Below are 21,547 nucleotides of genomic sequence, written 5' to 3'. Positions count from 1 at the left end.
ACGGTAAGATTCTGAGCATTACAAGGTAAGTAACACTGAATGAAACCTTCATTACAACTCAAGCTAGGTCAACAGTTAGCCATGACGCCGCAGCTACAACAAGCGATTCGTTTGTTGCAATTGTCGACGCTCGACCTTCAACAGGAAATCCAAGAAGCCTTGGACTCCAACCCTTTATTGGAAGTTGAAGAAGGCCAAGAAGAACCTCAAGCAAATGGTGAAGACAAATCAGCACTCGATGCTGCAGACAACAGTGCCAATGAAACTGCCGAGATTGATGTTCCTGATAGCTCAGACGTGATTGAAAAATCTGAAATCAGCTCTGAGCTAGAAATCGACACCACTTGGGACGATGTGTACAGCGCGAACACTGGCAGTACAGGCTTAGCGCTTGATGACGATATGCCGGTCTATCAAGGTGAAACCACTGAATCGCTGCACGATTACCTGATGTGGCAGTTAGACTTAACGCCATTTAGCGAAACCGACCGCACCATCGCGTTAGCCATCATTGATGCGGTTGACGACTACGGTTACCTCACGCTCTCTCCAGAAGAAATTCATGAAAGCTTCGACAACGAAGATGTTGAACTTGATGAAATCGAAGCCGTTCGCAAACGCATTCAACAATTTGACCCCCTTGGCGTTGCCTCTCGCAACCTTCAAGAATGTCTATTACTGCAATTAGTGACCTTCCCAGAAGATACACCGTGGCTCGCTGAAGCGAAAATGGTGCTGAGCGATCATATCGATCATCTTGGTAATCGCGATTACAAGCTCGTCATCAAAGAGACCAAACTGAAAGAAGCAGACCTACGTGAAGTGTTAAAGCTGATTCAGCAATTGGACCCTCGACCTGGCAGCCGTATTACTCCAGATGATACCGAATACGTTATTCCTGACGTTTCCGTTTTTAAAGATCATGGCAAATGGACGGTTTCCATTAATCCTGACAGCATCCCAAAACTAAAAGTAAATCAACAATATGCGCAACTGGGTAAAGGCAACAGTGCCGATAGCCAGTATATTCGCAGCAATTTGCAAGAGGCAAAATGGCTGATTAAGAGCCTAGAAAGCAGAAACGAGACGCTTCTCAAAGTTGCAAGATGTATTGTTGAACATCAACAAGATTTCTTCGAGTATGGTGAAGAAGCCATGAAACCAATGGTACTTAACGATGTAGCATTGGCAGTGGACATGCATGAATCCACGATTTCTCGTGTGACTACCCAGAAGTTTATGCACACACCACGTGGCATTTTTGAATTGAAGTACTTCTTCTCTAGTCATGTCAGTACAGACAATGGCGGAGAATGTTCGTCCACAGCAATTCGCGCGCTCATCAAAAAGTTGGTCGCAGCGGAAAATACCGCTAAACCATTGAGTGACAGCAAGATTGCTGCTCTTCTGGCTGACCAAGGGATTCAAGTCGCAAGACGTACGATCGCGAAGTATCGTGAATCCTTGGGTATCGCCCCTTCAAGTCAGCGTAAACGCCTACTTTAAGGCACCAACTGAAAAGGAAAGTCTATGCAAATCAATATTCAAGGCCATCACGTTGATCTTACCGATTCAATGCAAGACTATGTTCAATCAAAGTTTCAGAAGCTCGATAGATTCTTCGACCATATAAACCAAATACAAGTTGTACTAAAAGTTGAAAAACTTAACCAAATCGCGGAAGCTACGCTTCACATAAATCAGGGCGAAATCCACGCGTCATCGAATGACGAAAGTATGTATGCAGCAATTGATTCGCTGGTGGATAAATTAGTTCGTCAACTTAACAAGCACAAAGAAAAACTAAACAGTCATTAATCATGCAATTGAGCGAGATACTGTCACTGGACTGCACCAAAAGTGCAGTCCATTGTACAAGTAAGAAACGAGCCCTAGAGATGATCAGCCAAATTGTTGCTGAAAACACGGGCCAAGATTCAACCGAACTGTTTGAGTGTATGCTCAGCAGAGAAAAGATGGGTAGTACGGGTATCGGCAACGGTATTGCTATCCCTCACGCAAGAATGTCATCCAGCGATAAAGCTATTGCCGTATTACTTCAATGTGATGAAGCGATTGAGTTTGATGCGATCGACAACCGACCTGTAGACCTTCTCTTTGCGCTTCTGGTTCCAGAAGAACAGTGCAAAGAACACCTCAAAACACTATCCTCTATGGCTGAACGCTTGAGCGACAAGCAAGTGTTAAAAATGCTGCGCAAAGCTCAGAGCGATGAAGAACTCTACGACATTATGATTCATCAGTAATCGAGGCGATCACCATGCGATTAATTGTTGTTAGCGGGCACTCCGGTGCCGGGAAGAGTGTTGCCCTGCGCGTACTTGAGGACTTAGGGTATTACTGCGTAGACAACCTACCAGTTAACTTGCTTGATGCGTTTGTAAAGTCGGTATCCGACAGTAAACAGAACGTTGCCGTAAGTATCGATATTCGAAATATCCCAAAGAAACTCAAAGAGCTGAACACCACTCTCGAAAAACTCAAAACTGAGTTAGACGTAACGGTGCTGTTCTTAGATGCGAACAAAGAGACCTTACTCAAACGCTACAGCGAAACCAGACGGATCCATCCGCTGTCGCTTGGCGCTCAATCCTTATCTCTTGATCAAGCCATTGAGTTAGAACACGAGATACTGATGCCCTTAAAAGCACACGCGGACTTAGTGCTCAACAGCAGTGGTCAATCCCTGCATGACTTGAGCGAAACCGTACGTATGCGCGTTGAAGGGCGAGATCGAAAAGATCTGGTGATGGTATTCGAATCCTTCGGTTTCAAATATGGACTACCCTCTGATGCCGATTACGTGTTTGATGTGCGCTTCTTGCCAAACCCGCATTGGGAACCAGCATTGCGCCCTCTTACAGGTCTAGATGCCCCGATTGGAGCCTTCCTAGAGCAACATCAATCTGTACTCGATCTTAAGTATCAAATTGAAAGTTTTATCGAGACTTGGTTGCCTCTGCTAGAAAAAAACAATCGCAGTTACTTAACTGTCGCGATTGGTTGTACTGGTGGTAAACATCGCTCAGTGTATCTCACGCAAAAAATTGGTGAGTTCTTCGCTGACAAAGGCCATCAGGTACAAATTCGCCACACTTCATTGGAAAAAAACGTTAAGGAATAACGGTGGAATTAAGTCGTAAGGCATTGATCCAAAACCGCTTAGGGCTTCACGCTCGCGCCGCGGTAAAACTGGTCGAACTGGCACAAAGCTACGATGCGATCATTACGATCGACAACGAAGAAGATAAAACAGCCACCGCTGATAGCGTTATGGGGCTATTAATGCTTGAGTCCGCCCAAGGGCAATACGTGACGATCCACGCCACTGGCGATCAATCAGAGCAAGCCCTTGATGCGGTTTGTCATTTGATTGAAGATAAGTTTGATGAAGGCGAGTGATTCACTCGCTTTTTTATTTTTAACACCCAAATATTCCACATCGCTTCCCCTTCCTACTTAAATTCCGATAAATAATTTTGTCGACTTTCATAAGTTGTTATTAAAAGGTGCCTAGAATTAAGTTATTATTCAAAGCATTGTAAATATCAGGAATTAGGGGGAATGAATGGCAGAGCAAATAGAATTCGACCAAGCTCACCAAGCCCTCCAAGAAGTCACAGAAGCGCTGGAAAACGGCCGCTTTGTCCATGTTCGTCGCCAATTGCAGGACATGGAACCTGAGGATATCGCCCACCTTTTAGAAGCCTCTCCACGTAAAAGTCGTGAAGTACTCTGGCAACTGACTGACCCAGAAGACTACGGTGAGATTCTTGACGAGCTAAACGAAGACGTCAAAGACAGTCTCGTGTCCAAAATGGCCCCAGAAGCGCTTGCAGAAGCGACGGAAGGCATGGACACTGATGATGTGGCTTACGTACTGCGTAGCTTGCCTGACGACGTCTCACGTGAAGTTCTATCCCAGATGGACACCGCTGACCGTCAACGAGTCGAAACGGCGCTATCCTACCCTGAGGATACCGCTGGCGGATTGATGAACACCGACGTAATCACCATTCGTGGTGATGTGGATGTGGACGTTGTCCTGCGCTACTTACGCATGAAAGGCGAACTGCCAGAAGCAACCGATGCGTTATACGTCATTGATGATGATAGTAAGCTGATTGGCGAACTGCCGATTACCACACTGATTACCACTCAACCTGATGTCAAAGTCAGTGCTGTGATGGAAGATGCCGACGATGCAATTACCGTAGACACCAGTGACTCTGATGTTGCTAGTCTATTTGAACGTCGTAACTGGGTATCTGCACCTGTAGTTGATGAAAACCAACATCTGGTTGGCCGTATCACCATCGATGACGTGGTCGATGTTATCCGTGAAGATGCCGAACACTCAATGATGAGTATGGCGGGTATGGATGACGATGAAGATACCTTCGCACCTGTCGTAAAATCCGCTCGTAAGCGCAGTATTTGGCTCGGTGCCAATGTACTTGCAGCGCTAGCGGCGGCCTCAGTATCCAACATGTTTGAAGCAACACTAGAGCAAATGGCAGCTATCGCCGTCTTGATGACCATTGTTCCATCGATGGGTGGCGTTGCGGGTAACCAAACGGTCGCTCTGGTGATCCGCGGTTTAGCGCTTGGTCATATTGGTGATTCAAACAAACGAGAACTATTGCTGAAAGAAGCCGCTATCGGCTTACTTAACGGCATCATGTGGGCACTGATCATCGGCGGTATCGTGGTTGCTTGGAAAGGAAACTGGATGCTTGGCGGTATCATCTCTGCGGCCATGTTGACCAACCTTTTTGTAGCAGGTGTTGCCGGCGTAACCATCCCTATTCTACTCAAGAAAATGAATATCGACCCAGCCTTGGCTGGCGGTATGGCACTGACTACGGTCACTGACGTGATTGGTTTGTCAGTCTTCTTAGGCCTCGCGACCCTGCTGATTTAATTTCATGTCATAAACTGCCATGAACAAGCCATAAAAAAGCCTGATGAGTACATCAGGCTTTTTTGCATCTAGCGGTTAGCGGGGTGATATTATTCGCCCGCCACCTTCATGGTATCAAGCAAGATAGAGCCGGTTTGGATTTGAGAACGCGTTTCCACATCGCTACCCACGGCAACAATTTGGTTGAACATGTCTTTTAGGTTACCCGCAATGGTAATTTCTGATACTGGGTATTGGATTTCACCATTTTCTACCCAGAAGCCAGCAGCACCACGAGAGTAATCACCTGTCACGACGTTCACGCCTTGGCCCATGGTTTCAGTTACCAGTAAACCTGTGCCAAGCTCTTTCAGCATTTGCTCGAAACTTTGTCCCGTCGACTTCACGTACCAGTTGTGGATACCACCAGCATGGCCAGTTGGGTCCATTTTCATTTTACGAGCCGCATAACTCGTTAGCAGGTAAGTCGCAAGTACACCATCGGTGATGATTTCTCGATCTTGCGTGTACACACCTTCACTATCAAATGGACTAGAAGCTAGGCCACGTAAGACATGTGGGCGCTCTGAAATATTGAACCATTCTGGAAGTACTTGCTTGCCGAGGTGATCAAGTAAGAAAGAGGATTTACGGTACAGGTTACCACCGCTGATTGCCATCACTAGGTGGCCAATCAAACCTGTCGCTACGTCCGCAGCAAACATGACAGGGTACTTACCCGTTTTCAGCTTTTGAGCGTCTAAGCGACTGATGGTTTTTTCTGCGGCACTGCGGCCAACCACTTCAGGAGCCCAAAGATCGTCACGATGGCGAGCAACGGTGTAGCTGTAGTCACGCTCCATCTCACCATTTTTGCCTACACCAATCACACAACAGCTGGTGCTGTGGCGACTTGACGCGTAGCTTGCCAACAAGCCATGGCTGTTACCGTACACTTTGACGCCGTAATGACTGTCATAGCTCGCACCATCGCTTTGCTTAATCGCATCGCTGTAGTTAAGTGCTTCTTTTTCAGCGGCAATCGCAACTTGTGCTGCGTAATCTGGATCGGGTGCGTCTGGGTGGAAAAGGTCTAAATCAGGCACCTCTTTCACCATATATTCTTTCGGAGCTGGGCCCGCGAATGGATCTTCTGATGTGTATTGAGCGATGTCTAATGCTGCTAACACCGTTTGCTCGATAGCCGCTTCGCTCAAATCGGATGTGGAAGCACTGCCTTTACGTTGGCCACGGTAAACGGTAATACCCAGTGCGCCGTCGCTGTTGAATTCAACGTTTTCCACGTCACCCATGCGAGTGGAAACACTCAAACCCGTGCTCTTGGTAATTGCGACTTCAGCGGCATCAGACTTCGCCGCAGCGATTTCTAGTGCACGTGAAACGGCTTGTTCTAGCTCGGTACGTTGCTCAGCAACCTGCTGTTTAATATCCATTGTCTTTCACATCATGTATTCGATGTACAATAGAATAACAAGAATTTCGCTTTCTCCCCACGATTCTTGTTAAAATAGTCATAATATTAATCAAAACACAGGCAACTGAAATGGCACGTAAGAATCAAAAAGCGCCATGGGAACCAGAAGAAGAGATCATCTGGGTAAGTAAATCCGAGATGAAGCGCGACATGGAAGAGCTGCAAAAGCTTGGCGAAGAGCTTGTCGGCCTTAAGCCAGCAGCTCTCGAAAAGTTTCCATTGAGCGAAGACCTACGCGAAGCAATTGCTGATGCGCAGCGCTTTAAAAACGAAGCACGCCGTCGTCAACTGCAACGTATCGGTAAGTTAATGCGTTACGAAGATCCAGAGCCAATCCAAGCGGCACTAGACAAAGTTCGCAACAAACACTCGCAAGCAACAGCGGCACTACACAAACTTGAAGCGCTGCGTGATCGTGTAGTCGAAGAGGGCGACAAAGCAATTGATGACGTTATGGAGCTTTATCCAGAAGCAGACCGTCAACGTCTACGCCAACTTGCTCGCCAAGCAGCGAAAGAGAAGAAGGCCGGTAAACCAGCAAAATCTTACCGTGAAATTTTCCAAATTCTAAAAGCCTTGAACGAAGAAGAAATCTAATTCAATGCTTAAGAACGCAAAAAGCAGACCTTTGTGTCTGCTTTTTTTATGCCTATTTTCTAGTGTTACGCTAGACGATTGAGGTTCTCACCACGATCAAACGCGTTAATATTCTCAATTAAAATCTCAGCTAAACGCTGTATCGAAGAATCACTTCCCCACGCAACATGCGGCGTTAGTAGCAAGTTAGGCAAATGCATATTCGCAATCAACGGGTTGCTTTCATCTGCGGGTTCTTGGGTAAAGACATCAAACCCTGCCCCAGCAATCTCACCTTGCTTTAACCCATCGACCAAAGCTTGCTCATCCACCAAGCCGCCACGTCCGGTATTAATCAAAATAGACGTTGGCTTCATCTGCTTAAGTTCCGCTTCACCAATCAAATTATGAGTCTCATCATTCAATGGACAATGTAGTGTGATGGCGTCCGCTTGCTCCAACATCTCGGTAAAAGAAACATAGCCTTCTCGGCACTCTGTTACACCTTTACGTTCTGCAAACAACACATTCATACCCAATGCTTTTGCCAATTGTGCCGTTGCTTGACCTAATGCGCCGCTGCCAAGCACACCTAAGGTGCTGCCTGTAACATCCCCAATCGGATGCGTAAAGAAACAGAACTGCTTGTTGCGCTGCCATTCGCCAGCAGCGATATCTTGGTGATAACCAAACAAGTTACGACGCAAAGCAAACAGCATAGCGATAACGTGTTCTGGCACAGAGCGGGTCGCATAGCCACGCACGTTGGTAACCGCGATGTTGTGCTCGGCGCAATAGTTTACATCGACGTTATTAAAGCCCGTTGCCGCAACGGCAATCATCTTGAGGTGAGGAAGTTGAATGAGAACAGATTGGTCGAGCACCACTTTGTTGCTTATCACGATATCCGCATCAGCAAGACGCTCAACAACTTGCTCAGAAGAAGTCAGATCGTATTCCACCCAATCATGGGCAAAGCTTGGACGAGGTATTTGAATTTGGGCTGGGATGGTCGCTCGGTCGAGGAAGACCACTTTAGGCAGTGACATAACAACTCCTTGTTCACTGCCTAAAGATGAATTTATGGACGTGGCAGTGTTTTGTAATCTGGTAATTTACGCGCTGGGTTGAAATAGTCAAAGATCATCTCTTCCGCTTCTAGGTAAAAATCACAAGGAACAAAAATACTGCGCAACCAATCGGTTTTCGGGTGATAAAAGCTCAGCTCTGCGGCGTGCAACTCTAGACGTTCAGAGAAGGCTTTTGCTTCTTCTGTTGCGTAAAACTCATCACCCACAATTGGGTGACCAAACGCTTGCATATGAACACGCAATTGGTGTGAGCGGCCTGTAATCGGCAATAAACGCACAATCGTCGTCTTTGAACCATCAGGGTGTTCTTCTCGCTTCGCTACTTGGAAGATCGTCCTAGAGGGTTTGCCATCTTCAAAGCATACTTTCTGCAGAGGACGATTCGGCCAATCACAAATCAAAGGCAGATCGATCTCGCCCTCTTCTTGTTCAATATGGCCCCAAACACGTGCGTAGTAGATTTTATGCGTCAATCGGTATTGAAACTGTTTTTTTAACGCACTTTCTGCACGCTTGTTTTTAGCAAGAACCATTAAGCCAGAAGTGCACATATCTAAACGATGCACGACTTGAATGTCTGGATATTGCTCGGTTAAGCGACTCCACATGCTGTCATAGTGCTCAGCAAGACGCCCCGGCACAGAAAGCAAACCAGATGGCTTGTTTACCGCCAAAATTTGCTCATCTTCAAAAACGACATCAATCCAAGGGTCGGTTGGTGGATTGTACTCAAGCATTGCCATGGGCAGGATCTCTACAGAATAAAAACGCGCTGATTATACCCAAGAGATGCAAAGATGCATGCAGAAAAATCGCTTAAATCCTGCCTCTTTTTACCATCGATATAACTTTTAGAAATAACAAAAACAACCAAGTCAATAACGAAGAGAAAAATTAAAAAAACCACTTCGTAAATATAAATTGACAAGCTGGGCGGTAATGTTATTTATAAGCACTAGTTGACACAAAAAGGACAATAATAAATGGAATCCGCAGTATCCGATCAACCCCAATCCAAAGTCTCGCAATTCTTCCGCTCTCTTGGCCCTGGTATTCTCATGGCCTCTGCCGCCGTCGGTGGTTCTCACCTTGTTGCATCCACCAAAGCTGGGGCTATCTACGGCTGGCAACTGGCGGCGCTCATCCTGCTGGTAAACCTTTTTAAATACCCATTCTTCCGAGCAGGCGTGCAATACACCATGGGCACTGGTAAAACGTTGGTTGAAGGCTATGCCAAACTTGGACGTCCATACTTATGGTTGTTCTTATTCCTCAGTTCCGTTTCTGCGGTCATCAACACAGCAGCACTGTTGATGTTCAGTGCGAGCTTGTTGGGCTATTTCATTCCATTTTCTTTGTCGATGGCATCACTCAGTGTCATTGTTTTGGTGACATGTTTGGTGATTTTATTCGCTGGCCACTACAAAGCACTGGATACACTTTCAAAAGTCATTATGACGGTCCTAACAATAGCGACGCTACTTGCGGTTGCGATAGCGTTTGGAAACCCTGTAGAGCCTGTTGCGAACTTTGAATCCCCTTCTCCGTGGTCAATTGCTGCCATCGGCTTTATCGTTGTGACCATGGGCTGGATGCCTGCTCCAATCGAGATATCTTGTTTAACGTCTGCGTGGCTAAAGCGCCAAACTAGCCAACAAGAAGTTACGGCAAAATCTGCCCTGTTTGATTTCAACGTCGGCTACATTGGTACTGCGGTATTGGCTTTGGTGTTTGTATCACTAGGTGCGTTGATGCTGCACGGTTCAGGTATTGAGCTTAAGAGCTCCGGCGTAGGCTTCTCCCATCAGCTTGTTGGCTTGTACGCCTCAACCATTGGTGAATGGTCACGTTACCTGATTGCTGTGATTGCGTTCTTTTGTATCTTCGGCAGCACCATTACGGTAATTGACGGCTACTCGCGTGTGATTTCAGACTCTCAACGGTTGCTGCGTTCACAACCAGAAACCGATCCAAAAGCGACGTCGGCCATCATGCTTATTGTTTCTCTATGTGCTTTAGGTATCGTTGTTTTCTGGGCTTCAGCACTATTACCGATGTTGAACTTTGCCATGGTATTGGCGTTTATGACGACACCATTCTTCGCGCTTTTAAACTATATTCTAGTGAGTAAAACCGACTTGCCTAAGCCATTGGCGCTTGGTCGTAAATTGAAGTGGTTGTCGATTGCTGGTTTGATTTACTTATTCGGCTTCTTAGCGCTATTCATTTGGTGGAAGTGGTTGATGTAATCAGCTGTGAGCAATCAACTGAGCTTATGAGATAAAAGCTCAGATAAAGAAAAAGGTCTTCAATTGAAGACCTTTTTTCGTTTGTATGGACGCTGATTAGTTGTGGCTGACGACAATTAAACGTAGCGAATCTAGCTGAACCTGAGCTTGGTTGATATAACCTGTTAGCTCTTTGATTTGTTCTTCAATCGCTTCAATTTCTTCGTCACGGATGTTCGGGTTAACCGCTTTCAGTGCTTGTAGGCGCTCAAGCTCTGCATTCAAGCTTTGTTGCATGTCTTGCTGTGCTTGCTTGCGAATCTCTTCCACTTTCTGCTCAACTAATGCGTCACCCGCTTCGATGAGGCTGTGGATGTCTTTCTGTACTGATGTCACTAGCTTGCTGCCTAGGTGACGGTTTACTGGGCTAAGCTGACGGTTGAAACCTTCAAACTCAACCTGAGAAGACAGATCATTACCACGACCGTCCATCATCATGCGGATTGGCGTCTTCGGTAGGAAACGCGTAATACCGCTGCGTTTTGGTGCTTGCGCATCCACCGCGTAAACCAACTCAAGCAAGATAGTGCCCACTGGTAGCGCTTTGTTCTTCAGCAAAGAAACCGCTGACGTACCCACACCTTCGCTCATCAGCAGATCGATACCGCCTTGAATCATTGGGTGTTCCCAACTGATGAAGTGCATGTCTTCGCGAGACAGCGCGGTATCGCGGTCAAACGTGATTGTCGCGCCTTCGTATGGCAAACCTGGGTAGCTTGGCACCATCATGTGCTCAGATGGAGTTACAATCAGTGCGTTTTCACCCTTGTCGTCTTGGTTCAGACCGATGGTATCGAACAGAGACAACGCGAATGTCACTAGGTTTGTGTCACCATCTGTCGATGCGATTTTCTCAACGATTTGCTGTGCTTTGTCGCCGCCGTTTGAGTGCATTTCTAGCAGGCGGTCACGACCTTGCTCAAGTTGTGATTTCAGCTCTTTGTTCATCTTCGCTGATTCTTCAATCACTTCATCAAGGCTTGAAACATCACCAGATGCCAGCATTTCAATCAGTGCATCAGAGTACTTATCGTAAACCGCGCGACCTGTTGGACACGTTTCAGCAAACGCGTTCAAACCTTCATCGAACCAACGCGCAAGGATCGCTTGTGAAGTACCTTTTAGGTAAGGTACGTGGATGTCGATATCACGCTTCTGACCGATACGGTCCAGACGGCCAATACGTTGCTCTAACAAGTCTGGGTTGAATGGCAAATCGAACATCACAAGCTGGTTAGCAAACTGGAAGTTACGACCTTCTGAGCCAATTTCGCTACAGATAAGAACCTGCGCGCCACCCTCTTCTTGTGCGAAGTAAGCCGCTGCTTTATCACGCTCAAGAATCGACATGCCTTCGTGGAATACAGTTGCACGAATACCTTCACGCTCACGCAATGCTTGCTCAAGTTGCAACGCAGTGCTTGCACGAGAAGCAATAACCAATACTTTATCGCTGCGCTTCTCTTTTACTTTTTCAAGTAACCAGTTCACACGTGAGTCGAACTGCCACCAGCTTGAATCTTCGCCTTCAAATTCTTGGAAGATTTCTTCTGGGTAAAGGTTCTTCACCGCGCGCGCTTCTGGTGTCATCTTGCCACCGATCATGCCTGATACACGCATTGATGTGGTGTACTGCTGCGGAATATCCATTGGCATGAGATGCACGTTACGCTTCGGGAAACCTTTGATTGCAGCACGTGTGTTACGGAACAGCACTCGACCTGTACCGTGACGGTCCATCAGGTTGTCGATCAGTTCTTGGCGTGCTGACGCTTTCGCTTCTTCATCACTGTCGCTTTCGATAATACGGAATAGCGGCTCAACGTCCTGCTCAGAAAGCAGTTCTGTAATTTGGTTTTTCGCTTCGTCTGGCAGTTTCTCACCAGAGAATAGCGACGTGATAGCATCCGCAACAGGTGCGTATTGCTCTTCTTCTTCAACAAACGCTTCATAATCGTAGAAACGATCTGGATCTAGAAGACGTAGACGAGCGAAGTGGCTCTCACGACCTAGCTGCTCTGGCGTTGCGGTAAGCAGTAACACACCCGCTGTACGTTCTGCCAAGCCTTCTACCACTTGGTATTCGCGGCTTGGTTTGTCTTGGCTCCACTCTAGATGGTGCGCCTCATCGACAACCAATAGATCCCACTCACCTTCTAGCGCTTGTTCAAAACGCTTACGGCTCTTACGTAGGAAATCCAGTGAACACAGTACGTATTGCTGCGTATCAAATGGGTTTTCTGCTTCTGCAAAAGCTTCAATACAGCGCTCTTCATCGAAGATAGAGAAGTGCAGGTTGAAACGACGCATCATCTCAACGAGCCACTGGTGTTGCAGTGTCTCTGGTACCACGATAAGAATACGCTCGGCACGACCCGCCAGTACTTGCTGGTGGATGATCATGCCCGCTTCGATGGTTTTACCAAGACCCACTTCATCCGCTAGCAATACGCGAGGCGCGTGACGGCGACCGACTTCGTGTGCAATATACAGCTGGTGAGGAATCAAACCTGCACGCATACCACACAGACCACGCATTGGGCTCTTGTGTTGCTCAAATTGGTTTTGTAGCGCACGGTAGCGAAGTACAAAGTTGTCCATGCGGTCGATTTGACCTGCGTACAACTTGTCTTGCGGTTTGTTAAAACGAATGTGGTTGCTTAGGAAGATTTCACGCAACACGATCGCCGTTTCTTGCGTGTCTTCACGAGTACCGAAATAGGTGTATAAACCTTCATCTTCCAGTACTTCTTCAACTTTTAATGACCAACCTTCTTGGCAATCGATGACATCACCGACGTTGAACGTTACTCGGGTAACTGGTGCATCGTTACGTGCGTAAACTCGGTTTTCCTCTGATGCTGCAAACATCAATGTCACAGTACGAGCATCCATTGCTACTACGGTACCTAAACCTAAATCGCTTTCCGTATCGCTAATCCAGCGCTGCCCCAAAGCAAATGTCATGAATTGACTACCTCGTTATTAGTTCTTGATTCGTATTTCTTGTTGGTCTCTACCCATCCCGATGGGCATGGATAATAAGTTTAGATCTGATTCTGGCTTCTGCTATGCCAATCGTGCTTGTCATGCCACTTTGCGCTGTGCATTTTTAAGCCAGCTGAACATGATAAATCGGGCGTAGCCTATACGCAGAAAAAGGTCGCTAATCTTACTTGAAGCTGTGATTTAGGTCACGCCGAAACCGCCCAGAGGGGCAACTTTTTTTCCTGAATTAGGAATGCAATCAAATTGTAAAAAACTCATGACAATTATTAAGTTGTAAGAAGTAAATTTTACGTATACTTCTATTGAGGGGCGCTTAGAGTCATCAAACATGATTTGAGCGCATTTAGTACACGATTAGGATCAACACGGGTTTGCAGTAAGTTGTCTTGCTACTCGGTTGCGCACTAACCGACATTGCCCGACAACCTCTATTGCAAGCAATCAGAGTTAGGAAGACTGTTCCTTCTTAGCTACTAGCCAGCAAAGCCGCGCTGCGGCAAGGAGACGCTATGGGCGATACCGATCGGAAACTGTTTGTACTTGATACCAACATTCTTCTTCATGAACCCTTCGCCATCTTCTCTTTCCAAGAACACGATGTCGTCATCCCGATGACTGTGTTGGAAGAACTCGACCGAATCAAAGACAGTAAACGTGATGTAGCAAGGGATGCACGCGTTGCGATTCGCGCTTTGGAAGATCTATTTAGAGACGCAACACCGGATGAAATCTCAGAAGGTATTCCGGTTTCTAAAGACAACCCAAGCCAAGGCACCATATCTATTTTGGCGGACTTCGAGTTGCAGGAAACCGTCAAAGCTTTCGCCGACAAAGCCGGTGACAACCGCATACTCAATGCGGTGCTTTATCTGCAAAACAAACGTGCACCACGAGAAGTTGTGCTCGTAACCAAAGACATCAACATGCGTTTAAGAGCCAAAGGTGCTGGTGTACGCTTCGTTGAAGACTATCGTACGGATCAACTGATTGATGATATCCAATACCTCACCAAGGGCTTTCAACAACGTGAAGGCGATTTTTGGAGTGGTGTGGACGAGGTTGATAGTTACGCACTGGGCGGAAAAACGTTCCATAAACTCAGCCGCGAACCGTTCGAGCCGACCTTTATCAACCAATACGTGATTGATGAAGAGAGTGATTTTGTAGGACGAGTAGAAACCATCAATGAGGATAAGGTTACGCTGCTCGACCTGAGTCGTGAGCGCATGATGCATCGTCGCGCTTGGGACATTACACCGAAAAATATCTATCAAGGCATGGCGATGGATGCCTTGCTTGATCCTGATATTGATTTGGTGATTCTGACCGGCGCTGCCGGTAGTGGTAAAACGCTCCTTGCAATGGCAGCGGCACTAGAGCAAACCATTGAAAAAGGCATGTTCGATAAGATTATCGTAACGCGGAACACGCCAGATATTGGGGAGTCGATTGGTTTCTTACCGGGCTCGGAAGAAGAGAAAATGATGCCGTGGTTAGCCGCCGTGACCGATACCTTGGAAGCGCTGCACAAGAACGACCATTGCACCGAAGGTTCGATGAAGTACATCTGCGATAAAGCCAACATTCAGTTTAAATCGATCAACTTTATGCGTGGTCGCTCGATCCAGAATGCGTTTGTCTTGCTCGATGAGTGTCAGAACTTAACCGCTTCACAAATCAAAACCATCATCACCCGTTGTGGTGAAGGCACCAAGATTGTGTGTTCGGGTAACTTGGCACAGATTGACTCCCACTACCTAACCCCAGTGACGTCTGGTTTGACGTATATGGTTGAACGCTTCAAGAACTTTGAAGGCAGTGCCAACATTCACCTCAATGGTGTGGTGCGAAGTCGCTTAGCAGAGTTTGCTGAAGAGAACCTATAACGAATACTCTCCCCCTAAAAACAAAAGAGCGCTCAATGAGCGCTCTTTTTAGTTCTGCTTCAGATGAAGTTTATTCAGTACCACCAACGGTGATGGAATCGAGCTTCAATGTAGGCTGACCAACGCCAACCGGTACGCTTTGACCCGCCTTACCACACACGCCAACACCTCTGTCGATGCTTAAGTCGTTGCCCACCATAGAAACTTGCTGCATCGCTTCAATACCAGAGCCAATCAGCGTTGCGCCTTTCACTGGGCGAGTGATTTTACCATCTTCAATCAAGTACGCTTCTGATGCTGAGAACACGAACTTACCAGAAGTGATGTCCACCTGACCGCCACCGAAGTTTGGTGCGTACAGACCTTTCTTCACCGTAGAGATGATCTCTTCTGGTGTGTGCTCGCCCGGTAGCATGTAAGTATTGGTCATACGTGGCATTGGCAAATGCGCGTAAGATTCACGGCGACCGTTACCTGTTGGGTTTACACCCATGAGGCGTGCGTTTAGCTTGTCTTGCATGTAGCCCTTAAGAACACCATTTTCGATAAGCGTGTTGTACTGACCGTTCACACCTTCATCATCGACGTTCAATGAGCCGCGTAGGTCTTTCAACGTGCCATCATCCACGATAGTACAAAGTGGAGACGTCACTTGCTCACCCATCTTGCCAGAGAACACTGATGACTCTTTGCGGTTGAAGTCACCTTCTAAACCGTGACCTACCGCTTCGTGCAGCAATACGCCCGGCCAGCCAGAACCAAGTACCACAGGCATCATACCTGCAGGTGCCGCTTCTGCTTCTAGATTAACTAGCGCCATACGAATCGCTTCATCAGCGAATTGGAAGGCTTGTTTCACGCCGTTTATTTCAGACAGGAAGAAGTCGTAACCGAAGCGACCACCACCACCAGCACTGCCGCGTTCACGACGATCGCCTTTTTCAGCAAGAACACTGATTGAAAGACGAACAAGCGGGCGAATATCACCAGCGTAAGTACCGTCGGTTGCAGCAACCAACATTTGCTCATGGACACCACTGATGCTGATCGACACTTCTTTGATCATTGGCTCTTTGGTACGAATGTACGCATCTAGAGACAACAACAGTTCGGTTTTTTGTTGCTTTTCCCAGCTTGCTAATGGGTTTACCGCATCGTAGTAAGCTTGGTTATCAGAACGTTTGAATGCGTGCACTTTGCCATTTTGGCCTTGCTGCGCAATACCACGCGCGGCAATCGCACTTTGCTTCAAACCGTCTAGTTGAATTTGGTCTGAATAGGCGAAACCGGTTTTCTCGCCTGTGACTGCTCGTACACCGACACCACAGTCAATATTGAAAGAGCCATCTTTAATGATGCTGTCTTCTAGAACCAGAGACTCGTGCCAGCTGGACTGAAAGTAAATGTCCGCATAATCGATCTGGCGCGTCGCAATGCTCGCTAGTGTGTCAGCGATGTCTTGCTCTGTCAGACCGTTTGGGGCAAGGAGTGCCTGTTCTATTTGGTTTATGCTCATAGTTAGCTCTTTTATTTCCGTTTCAATTCATTTTGAAAGCGACTGTGTTGAGTCAGCGGCATATTCTGCCTTACTTGCTGGTTGTGTGACAAATCTATCTCCGCCACCAGCAATCCTACTTGGTCATTCAATTGTTGGTGAACGCCTCCCCAAGGGTCAATCACCATAGAATGCCCCCAAGTTTGGCGACCACATGGATGTGTCCCCGTTTGTCCGCAGGCTAGAATCCAACATTGGGTTTCAATCGCACGCGCTCTTAGCAGTACTTCCCAATGCGCTTGCCCCGTCACCGCGGTAAATGCAGCGGGCACAACAATAACTTGTGCTCCTGCTAAGCGTAGCGCTTTAAACAATTCAGGAAAGCGTACGTCGTAGCAAATACTTAAGCCTACCGTACCAATATTGGTCTCTGCCGTCACGATACGATTACCTGCACTAAAGGTATCCGACTCACGATAGCTGCCATGCCCATCGGCGACATCCACGTCAAACATATGCAGCTTATCGTAATGAGCAATGCACTCGCCTTGCGGTGAGAAAACCAATGTCGTGGTAGTCACACCTTGTTCAGTGCGAATCGGCATGCTGCCGACTATTAGAGTTAATTGATTGCGTTGTGCGATCTCAGATAAACACCGCTGAATAGGACCGTCACCCAAAGTTTCTGCATTCTGGTGATAAGCCTCTCGGTTGGCAAACTGCGTAGCGTTTTCTGGTGTCACAACCAGCTTCACACCTTGCTCAGCAGCCAATGCACATTGCTTGGCAATGAAGTCCAGATTCTCCTCGATATCTGGACCCGATGTCATTTGAATGATGCCAACACGTTCCATGTATTCAATTCCTTGTTCGTCAGAAGACTGACCGCGTAATTACTTCGCTTGCTCACGCAGTCTTTCTGGCAACTTGTATTCACCTTTGCTGCGTGAAATCTCTTTTACGGTAGGTGAATCTAGCGGGCCTTTCACCTCGTAGTTTACCTGTGTAAAGACTTCCACCACTGGAGAGATAACGGTCGAAATCGCCAGTACGTACAACGCCGTTTGAGGCGCTACCGCAAAGGCCGTCAACATAGGCAAACCCGAAGTAATATCCGGAGTGAAGTTCACTTCTGCATCCACCAAACGTGTGTTCATATTGGCAATGCCGCGGATCTTCATCTCACCAGCTAACGCATCCATCACAATATCGTTGGTGATAAACACGCCATCTTGGATTTTGCCTGTCCCCGTAATTGAGTTGAATGCCATCCCTTTGTCGAACACGTCAGTAAAGTCGAGCTGCATCTTACGAATGATCGAATCAAGACTAAACAGACCCAGTAATCGCGCCGCGCCGCTCACTTCGGTGATCACGCCTTTACCAAACTCGGTAGAGACATCACCTTGCAGGCTTTGTGTTTTCATCGACCAAGGCGCGCCATCCCAATCGAGGTTGGCATTGATTTCAAACGGTGCTTGCTGGATACCTGAAGTGATACCAAATCGCTCCATTAAATCACTGTTGTTTTCACCCTTCACTTTCATGGTCAGGTTTGAATGACTTCGCTCTTTCGTCAGTTCCCACCATCCGCTCATGTCAACACGGTTTTGACCACTACTGAAGTTAACATTTTTCCATTCGAGGCGGTTGTTAGCACGCTCGACGTCCACATTTACCTTACCGACCTTGTAACCTTGCAACCAAAAATCATCAATGCTCAAGGTTAAGTTTGGCATCTCTGTATGGAACTTGCGGTCAAAGTTTGAGATGAGCGGAGCGGCTTGGTCTTCACTGGCAAACAGAGAACTGCGTTCTTTGGTCATCTCATCAAAGCCAGGAATATACAAATGCAAATGATCTAAAGAGACAGATAAGTCAGAAGGTTTGAGGTAATTTGCTTTACCCTTCACCTCTTGGCTGTCTACTTCTAATTGCCAACTCGAGTTCTTTTTACGTGCATTCAAATCCACATCATGGAACTCAATTCCACCAAGCTCTAAGTTCTGCACATCCATGTTAATGCGCGTCGGCAGTGGAATGGTTGGCGTCTTCATGCTCGATAGTACAGATTGAGTTTTGCTTTGCGGCACATGCATAAGATCAGCCCAACGATCTAAGCTCAGGTCATCCAAACGAATCGAAGCATTGTGTCCAACGACTGGGCTAATTTTAAAACCACCATTACCTAAAACCAGGTGCGTTGCCGTCAATTCCGGCACATCTCCTGAAATATCAATTTCAGTTTGGTATTTCGCATTTGGTATTTCTAAACGAGCAGAGATACTCTCTTGGTTGCCCGATGCTTGTAGTTTAGCTTGTCCTTTTTCGCCGCGCTTTTTCGCTAACGGGTAAGGATAATCACTCACAAGCTGACTAAGCTGCGCCAAAACGTCTACCTGATACGTAAAGCCTACGTCATTGAGTTGCAAGTCGATGTCCATTTGCCAAGGCGCATGACCAGAAACGAGGCTCAACCAGCGCTCACCAAGATAAGGCTTAAGTGGGCCGACTTCCCAATCACCTAAGGTGTTGATAGTCACGTTGTAGCCTTGTTCGGCATTCTCACCACGAAAATCAAGTGAAATAGGCTGTTTCAACAGTTCGGCCGACAAGCCAGAAGTGGTCACAACGTCGTTATCAAACTTGATACGGCCCGTCGCGTTTTCTAACGTCATCGGCGGCGCATCAATATCAACACGGTTGTTTTTAAGATCGGCGTAACCCCAAGCACGCGCGTCTTTCTCGGAGTCAAATGGGATATTGAGTTGGAACTCTGAATAAACAGGACCACTCACTTGCAATGCCGTCAAAGCCGCACCAACTGAATCGACGAGAGGGGTTGCCATCATGTAATCACGAACTTCATTGCCCGGCGCACTAGCCTTGGCTTCGATTTCGATGTGACCGCCTTCAGCAAGCTCAGGAATACGTCCTGTAATTCGCTTAGCTTTGACACCATTTAACGTCGCAGACTTCGAGTCCAAATACATGGCATCGTTTTCGAACAGCAAATCTAACTGTAGATTGGTGATGGTTGGCCACGCCGTGTCAAAACTGAATTTCGCATTCTTCAATCCAACCCAAGCTTGGAACATACCGTTGTGTTCTTTGTATGGAAAATCACCAAGTTCACCATACCAAAGCAGTTTTGCAGTATTGACCTTACCACCTTGAATTGCGGTAGATAGGTAGTCGGTCAGGTCTTGCCCAAGCGCAAGAGTTGGCAGATAACGCCAAGTTTCACCCGCGTTGTAGAGGTCAGCTTCGGCATAAAACGATAGGAATGGGCTTTGATCTTTCGGGAAATCAAGGCGGAACGCGCCAAGTACCTGTAAGTCAGGTGTCGCTGCAGTCACTTTATCTGACCACAAACGCCAACCGCTCTCGTCTTGCTGCCAAATAATTTCCACCTGACCTTGTTTGATATTCAGTGGCGCTTGGAAAACATCACCGTATGGGAAAACATCATCAATCACGGTAACTTTGGCTTTCGCCTGATTTAAGTCACCAGCTACAGTACCTTGTACGTGGTTAAAGCCCGGCAATAACTCCCATTGGGTTAAGCCTAATTGGTCTAGCTCGGCAGAGTAGCGCAGGGTATCAAGCCCACCGCTCATTGAAAGACGAATGTCTTCCACTCGTCCTTTGGGTGCGAGTTTGTTAAGCAATTCACTCGTGGATTCCGACTCTGGCGCTAACTTGATTAATGGCGTCAATGCTTCAATATCAAGTTGAGACAGATTAAGTAACCAACCATCCGGCTGCCAATCAAACGCGACGTCTAACTCTGGCCAAGGTCGGTCATCAGTGCGGATTTGCAGTGAGTGACCATTTACTTTCCAACCATCTTTGTCTGGGGAAAGCTTAAAAATGCCTGATTCAAGCAATAAGTCATGACGGCCATTTTCATTCCAAACCAGCTCAGATGGCTGCAATTCAACATAGGCATAATTCGGCTGACTGTGTTTTAGAGTGAGCCATGTATTCAGGCTCACCTTGCCAGATTCCACACCTGATTCATCACGCATGTAAGTGGTTAACCAAGGTGTGACAGAAAGGTCTTGTGCACTCACATAGAATTCACCTGAAACATCGCGTAGTGAACCATGATCTTTGAAGTTGGCACGCACTAACAAAGCATTCAAACTCGCATCCGCAATGCTTACGGTTCCTTCTGCTAAATGGTGTTTGCCATCGTTGCTCCAACGAAGCTGCTCTATGTCTAAGCGGCGCGTTTCGCCAGAGACCGATTTGTACCAAATGCGCGAGTCCGTAATGGTAAAATCTTCAAATTGACGTAACAGCAATGAATCGAGTTGGTCGATTAATTTGCTTTCATTTTTACTGGCATTCGCTTGCGGTTCTTTGCCTTCTGATTTGGACAGAAGATCGACGGTACGAATATCTAAAGCCAAGTCGTCGATTGTCAAATCTGCGACCACAGGTCGAAACTTGAAAATCGATTGGATCAAATCAAATTCGATATGAATTTCATCAACGGCAAAACGTGCGTCTTGGTTATTCGGCAAATTCGCCTCTAAACCTTGCAACGAAATCGAGGGGTGGCTATTACGCCAAGAACCAGCAACGCTGGTGATAGAAAAGTCAAAACCTGTGCCTTGCTTGACCCAGGTTTTGATCTCATCTTGGAAGTGGTTAAGTTGTGGCAATGCTACGCGCAGGGTAGTTACTAGTATGGCTAAAAGAACCAACAGAGTAACCAAGCTCCACGCGCAGAAGCGCCCGAAACGGTTAAAACCAGAATTCACAAATTTTCCAA

General features: G+C 46.9%; 16 protein-coding genes. 9 read left to right on the top strand and 7 right to left on the bottom strand.

The window, feature by feature from the left end; all coding sequences use genetic code 11:
- Positions 1-39: 39 nt before the first annotated feature.
- The 6 genes from C1S73_RS12865 to mgtE all read left to right on the top strand — a co-directional run bounded on the left by C1S73_RS12865 (position 40) and on the right by mgtE (position 4,945).
- Positions 40-1,506, top strand: coding sequence for an RNA polymerase factor sigma-54 (locus C1S73_RS12865; RefSeq protein ID WP_038864510.1), 1,467 nt, complete (start codon positions 40-42; stop codon positions 1,504-1,506).
- 24 nt (positions 1,507-1,530) lie between these two features.
- Positions 1,531-1,818 carry a ribosome hibernation promoting factor gene (hpf, locus tag C1S73_RS12860; RefSeq protein ID WP_038864512.1) on the top strand — a complete coding sequence of 96 codons (288 nt, stop codon included), beginning with the start codon at positions 1,531-1,533 and terminating at the stop codon, positions 1,816-1,818.
- Between the two features lie 2 nt (positions 1,819-1,820).
- Positions 1,821-2,267 (top strand): PTS IIA-like nitrogen regulatory protein PtsN, encoded by a 447-nt coding sequence (gene ptsN, locus C1S73_RS12855; protein ID WP_038864515.1) that lies wholly within the window; start codon positions 1,821-1,823, stop codon positions 2,265-2,267.
- 14 nt (positions 2,268-2,281) lie between these two features.
- Positions 2,282-3,145, top strand: coding sequence for an RNase adapter RapZ (gene rapZ / locus C1S73_RS12850; protein WP_038864517.1), 864 nt, complete (start codon positions 2,282-2,284; stop codon positions 3,143-3,145).
- Positions 3,146-3,147: 2 nt separating this feature from the next.
- Positions 3,148-3,423, top strand: coding sequence for an HPr family phosphocarrier protein (locus C1S73_RS12845; protein ID WP_038864519.1), 276 nt, complete (start codon positions 3,148-3,150; stop codon positions 3,421-3,423).
- Between the two features lie 166 nt (positions 3,424-3,589).
- Entirely contained in the window at positions 3,590-4,945 is a 1,356-nt protein-coding gene (gene mgtE, locus C1S73_RS12840; RefSeq protein WP_038864521.1) for a magnesium transporter, read from the top strand.
- Positions 4,946-5,034: 89 nt separating this feature from the next.
- On the opposite strand, the gene pmbA is transcribed toward mgtE, so the two are convergent.
- Positions 5,035-6,378, bottom strand: a complete 1,344-nt coding sequence (gene pmbA / locus C1S73_RS12835; RefSeq protein ID WP_038864524.1) for a metalloprotease PmbA — start codon at positions 6,376-6,378, stop codon at positions 5,035-5,037.
- A gap of 110 nt (positions 6,379-6,488) precedes the next feature.
- On the opposite strand from pmbA, the gene yjgA reads away from it, so the two are divergent.
- Positions 6,489-7,016 (top strand): ribosome biogenesis factor YjgA, encoded by a 528-nt coding sequence (yjgA, locus tag C1S73_RS12830; protein WP_038864526.1) that lies wholly within the window; start codon positions 6,489-6,491, stop codon positions 7,014-7,016.
- 65 nt (positions 7,017-7,081) lie between these two features.
- Here the strand turns inward: yjgA and C1S73_RS12825 are convergent, their stop codons facing one another.
- Positions 7,082-8,044: a D-2-hydroxyacid dehydrogenase gene (locus C1S73_RS12825; protein ID WP_038864528.1), complete on the bottom strand. Its 963-nt coding sequence runs from the start codon at positions 8,042-8,044 to the stop codon at positions 7,082-7,084.
- 32 nt (positions 8,045-8,076) lie between these two features.
- Positions 8,077-8,829, bottom strand: coding sequence for a bifunctional tRNA pseudouridine(32) synthase/23S rRNA pseudouridine(746) synthase RluA (gene rluA, locus C1S73_RS12820; RefSeq protein WP_038864530.1), 753 nt, complete (start codon positions 8,827-8,829; stop codon positions 8,077-8,079).
- Positions 8,830-9,069: 240 nt separating this feature from the next.
- Between rluA and C1S73_RS12815 the strand changes: the two genes are divergently transcribed.
- Positions 9,070-10,335, top strand: coding sequence for an NRAMP family divalent metal transporter (locus C1S73_RS12815; protein ID WP_038864533.1), 1,266 nt, complete (start codon positions 9,070-9,072; stop codon positions 10,333-10,335).
- A gap of 96 nt (positions 10,336-10,431) precedes the next feature.
- Here C1S73_RS12815 and rapA read toward each other — a convergent pair whose 3' ends face one another.
- Positions 10,432-13,341: an RNA polymerase-associated protein RapA gene (gene rapA, locus C1S73_RS12810; protein WP_038864536.1), complete on the bottom strand. Its 2,910-nt coding sequence runs from the start codon at positions 13,339-13,341 to the stop codon at positions 10,432-10,434.
- Between the two features lie 551 nt (positions 13,342-13,892).
- Here rapA and C1S73_RS12805 point away from each other — a divergent pair.
- Positions 13,893-15,269, top strand: a complete 1,377-nt coding sequence (locus tag C1S73_RS12805) for a PhoH family protein (protein WP_038864538.1) — start codon at positions 13,893-13,895, stop codon at positions 15,267-15,269.
- A gap of 70 nt (positions 15,270-15,339) precedes the next feature.
- On the opposite strand, the gene tldD is transcribed toward C1S73_RS12805, so the two are convergent.
- From tldD to C1S73_RS12790, 3 genes are read right to left on the bottom strand one after another with little or no spacing between them, the layout of a single operon-like run.
- Positions 15,340-16,785: a metalloprotease TldD gene (tldD, locus tag C1S73_RS12800; protein ID WP_038864540.1), complete on the bottom strand. Its 1,446-nt coding sequence runs from the start codon at positions 16,783-16,785 to the stop codon at positions 15,340-15,342.
- An 11-nt stretch (positions 16,786-16,796) separates the two neighbouring features.
- On the bottom strand, positions 16,797-17,618 hold the full coding sequence (locus tag C1S73_RS12795; RefSeq protein ID WP_038864543.1) for a carbon-nitrogen hydrolase family protein: 822 nt from the start codon (positions 17,616-17,618) through the stop codon (positions 16,797-16,799).
- 39 nt (positions 17,619-17,657) lie between these two features.
- Entirely contained in the window at positions 17,658-21,536 is a 3,879-nt protein-coding gene (locus C1S73_RS12790) for a YhdP family protein (RefSeq protein WP_038864545.1), read from the bottom strand.
- Between the last annotated feature and the right edge of the window lie 11 nt (positions 21,537-21,547).

It is taken from the genome of Vibrio jasicida 090810c, assembly GCF_002887615.1.
GTDB lineage: Bacteria > Pseudomonadota > Gammaproteobacteria > Enterobacterales > Vibrionaceae > Vibrio > Vibrio jasicida.
The sequence above is the reverse complement of the archived record's forward strand: the minus strand, read 5'-3'. Positions and strand labels throughout refer to the sequence as shown.

Excerpts from the sequence above, each read along its gene's own strand:
- pmbA (WP_038864524.1), bottom strand. The coding sequence starts at position 6,378 with ATGGATATTAAACAGCAGGTTGCTGAGCAACGTACCGAGCTAGAACAA.
- ptsN (WP_038864515.1), top strand. The coding sequence starts at position 1,821 with ATGCAATTGAGCGAGATACTGTCACTGGACTGCACCAAAAGTGCAGTC.
- rluA (WP_038864530.1), bottom strand. The coding sequence starts at position 8,829 with ATGGCAATGCTTGAGTACAATCCACCAACCGACCCTTGGATTGATGTC.
- yjgA (WP_038864526.1), top strand. The coding sequence starts at position 6,489 with ATGGCACGTAAGAATCAAAAAGCGCCATGGGAACCAGAAGAAGAGATC.
- mgtE (WP_038864521.1), top strand. The coding sequence starts at position 3,590 with ATGGCAGAGCAAATAGAATTCGACCAAGCTCACCAAGCCCTCCAAGAA.
- C1S73_RS12795 (WP_038864543.1), bottom strand. The coding sequence starts at position 17,618 with ATGGAACGTGTTGGCATCATTCAAATGACATCGGGTCCAGATATCGAG.
- hpf (WP_038864512.1), top strand. The coding sequence starts at position 1,531 with ATGCAAATCAATATTCAAGGCCATCACGTTGATCTTACCGATTCAATG.
- C1S73_RS12805 (WP_038864538.1), top strand. The coding sequence starts at position 13,893 with ATGGGCGATACCGATCGGAAACTGTTTGTACTTGATACCAACATTCTT.
- rapZ (WP_038864517.1), top strand. The coding sequence starts at position 2,282 with ATGCGATTAATTGTTGTTAGCGGGCACTCCGGTGCCGGGAAGAGTGTT.
- C1S73_RS12865 (WP_038864510.1), top strand. The coding sequence starts at position 40 with ATGAAACCTTCATTACAACTCAAGCTAGGTCAACAGTTAGCCATGACG.
- C1S73_RS12815 (WP_038864533.1), top strand. The coding sequence starts at position 9,070 with ATGGAATCCGCAGTATCCGATCAACCCCAATCCAAAGTCTCGCAATTC.
- rapA (WP_038864536.1), bottom strand. The coding sequence starts at position 13,341 with ATGACATTTGCTTTGGGGCAGCGCTGGATTAGCGATACGGAAAGCGAT.
- C1S73_RS12825 (WP_038864528.1), bottom strand. The coding sequence starts at position 8,044 with ATGTCACTGCCTAAAGTGGTCTTCCTCGACCGAGCGACCATCCCAGCC.
- tldD (WP_038864540.1), bottom strand. The coding sequence starts at position 16,785 with ATGAGCATAAACCAAATAGAACAGGCACTCCTTGCCCCAAACGGTCTG.